Raw genomic sequence first — 2,380 nt, forward strand, 5'->3', positions numbered from 1 at the left:
GAGATCTTGCGTTACGATGCCCAGCGCTGGACGATCGAATGCTTTTTCCGGCAGGCCAAAGACCAGCTGAAGTCAGATGATACCGTGTTCGCCACGTTCGGGCGGTGAAACGGTATGGGGTCGTGGTGCTCTTAGCCTGTGTATACAGCATCGCCGAATCTCAGCAAGACCTCTCTTCCGGCCTGGAGCTTCTTCGGTCTCGGAAAGGGCACAGCATCGTCGAGTTCATCTACGATGCCGCGAAGCAAGAGATTCCCATTGATGTGATCAAAAAACAGCTCCATGTCGCCTAAGGGGTCCCCTGTTTGTCTCTTAGGGAATGGAAATTACTGTAATGAAAAATGCTCATCTACAGTTATTTAAATAGAATAAGTACCCTGTTCAAAGATCTTGACCTTCCTCAGTTGATGGATCATCTCGTTCCCGTGAATCCGCAATGCCAAACTCGAGCCAGCGATATCGTCAAGCTAATCATTCTGGATATCTTGAGCGGCCGGCAAGCGCTCGTTCATTGGGAACAATGGGCGCATGACATCGATTGGCCGAAGCGGATTCGGCCAGGGCTGGAGCCGTCTTGGTTCAACGACGATGCCATCGCGCGTCATTTGGATCGACTGTATGAGGCGAATCTCCATCAAGTCCTTTCGTCTTGCCTCGTGCAGATCGACAAGAAAGAAGGCCTCTCTCTGTTGGCCTTGGCCATTTCCCGCGTCTTCCAGCGCCGGGCGTCCGTTCATCACCCCGGAACGCCCATTCAAGGGCGCAGGAGGCCGGAAACTGACCCGCCCGACCGGTCAGGCGATCTTTCAGTTGTTCCGGTATGTGAACGTCGCCCTACTGGAGTTGCCGGATGGGCGCATCCAACGCGCGTTAGGGAAACCGCTCACCCCTGATCAACGAAGGATCCTGCAGGGATTGGGCATGGATGAGAGCATTGACGTGTAACGTCATACGAAACGACTAGCGATGGTAAAAAAAGGATTACCATCGCTCGTTGTGTTGGTCGAAATGGTATTCTAAAAAACGAAATAAAAAATCCTTTCTTTCTACCCTGTTAGGGTGCGAAATGTGAGATGTAAAATGTCATCTCGCATGATTATCATGCTTCTCACAAAAACCAAATATTAAATCTACACTCCATTCTGGTACTACCTTTCATGAGTTATGAATTCTCAAATAGGTCATATTCATTTTGCCCCACTCGTTTATCAGCTAAATTAAGGTAAAAACCTTGAGAGGCATTTAGCCCATCAAGGTTTAATTATTTTTTGTAACACATAATACTTTATTTCAATGCATCCTCTAATATTTTCTTTTCATGTTCTAACATACCACTTACTATAATGCCACAAACCATTTTATTTTTATCTAAAGCAAATCCCACAGTATCATTTTGTATAATAGACACAATATCATTTTTCGAAAATGAAATTAACACGTTATCAATTCCTATATAAACGTTCAATTCACTCTTTTCGTCTATATATGTCTGATCATTATATTCTTCAACCTGAAAATTAGGTACACCTTTAATCAAAGTTACATTTTTCATATCCAAGTTGAAACTTTCCATTTTGTGTACATTCTCACATAACGTTAGTGTAATAGAACGAATATTACCTGTATATTTCCCAATGCCTATTTCAATTAAAGATTTCTTGAAGTCCCCAGTTCTCCAATATATCGCTGGTTCCTTTAATATATTCCATGAACCGAATTCTATATTAATCGGTATATAAACATCATATTCAATATTTACAGACTGACTTTCTTTATATTCTGCTACTTTTAACATAATCACGCCTCCTTCTAAGGCCTATACACAGCGTGCTTTATTACCGGTAGCAATCCGTCTCCGCGGGGTTTACTAAATATTAACTCCCAATCGCCTATGGTCATAATTTCTTCATATTTAATGCCTTCCTTATCAGCATTTTTAACAGAGCTTTGGAAACTTGACAATAAAGTTTGACTATTTATCGGCATACCATGTGTAGTTGCACCCCTTATTATATACTCAACCATATGTTTTGTCCCATTTGGATGTACCCAGAATTTTTTTCATCTACTTCTAGTTCAAATGATTTTGGTATTTTTGTACCTTCATAAAATGGTTGAGTCATTTTTATATTTTCCCACACCGTACCATCACCTAAAACATTTCCCATCCCCTTAGCAAGCTTCTCAGCTTCACTGATCCCCTTCTCAACCGCTTCCCCCTCAACTTTCTTGATCCTGTTGAGGGACGCATCTTTCGCCTCCCCCATCCACACCCGCGGCGCCGGCCCCACTCCCGCATACGCAGGCTGCCATGAAAAAGAGGCGACGCTTTCCACTACTTCGTCCCATTGCTTCTTGAACAGGCGGGCCGTTTCCGCGA

At 43.4% G+C, this 2,380-nt stretch carries 1 protein-coding gene and 3 pseudogenes; 2 read left to right on the forward strand and 2 right to left on the reverse strand.

Features of this window, described 5'->3' with window-relative positions:
- Both B4113_RS18955 and B4113_RS18960 read left to right on the forward strand, forming a co-directional pair.
- Positions 1 to 293, forward strand: a pseudogene (locus B4113_RS18955) (IS701 family transposase); the annotation flags it as partial.
- A gap of 48 nt (positions 294 to 341) precedes the next feature.
- Positions 342 to 945 (forward strand): annotated as a pseudogene (locus B4113_RS18960) (DUF4277 domain-containing protein).
- A gap of 340 nt (positions 946 to 1,285) precedes the next feature.
- Here B4113_RS18960 and B4113_RS12730 read toward each other — a convergent pair.
- Both B4113_RS12730 and B4113_RS20615 read right to left on the reverse strand, forming a co-directional pair.
- Complete coding sequence (locus B4113_RS12730; RefSeq protein WP_033844689.1) at positions 1,286 to 1,795, reverse strand: hypothetical protein; 510 nt, start codon at positions 1,793 to 1,795, stop codon at positions 1,286 to 1,288.
- A gap of 214 nt (positions 1,796 to 2,009) precedes the next feature.
- A pseudogene (locus tag B4113_RS20615) lies at positions 2,010 to 2,380 on the reverse strand (hypothetical protein); the annotation flags it as partial.

Origin of the sequence: Geobacillus sp. B4113_201601, assembly GCF_001587475.1 — a bacterium.
Lineage (GTDB): Bacteria > Bacillota > Bacilli > Bacillales > Anoxybacillaceae > Geobacillus > Geobacillus icigianus.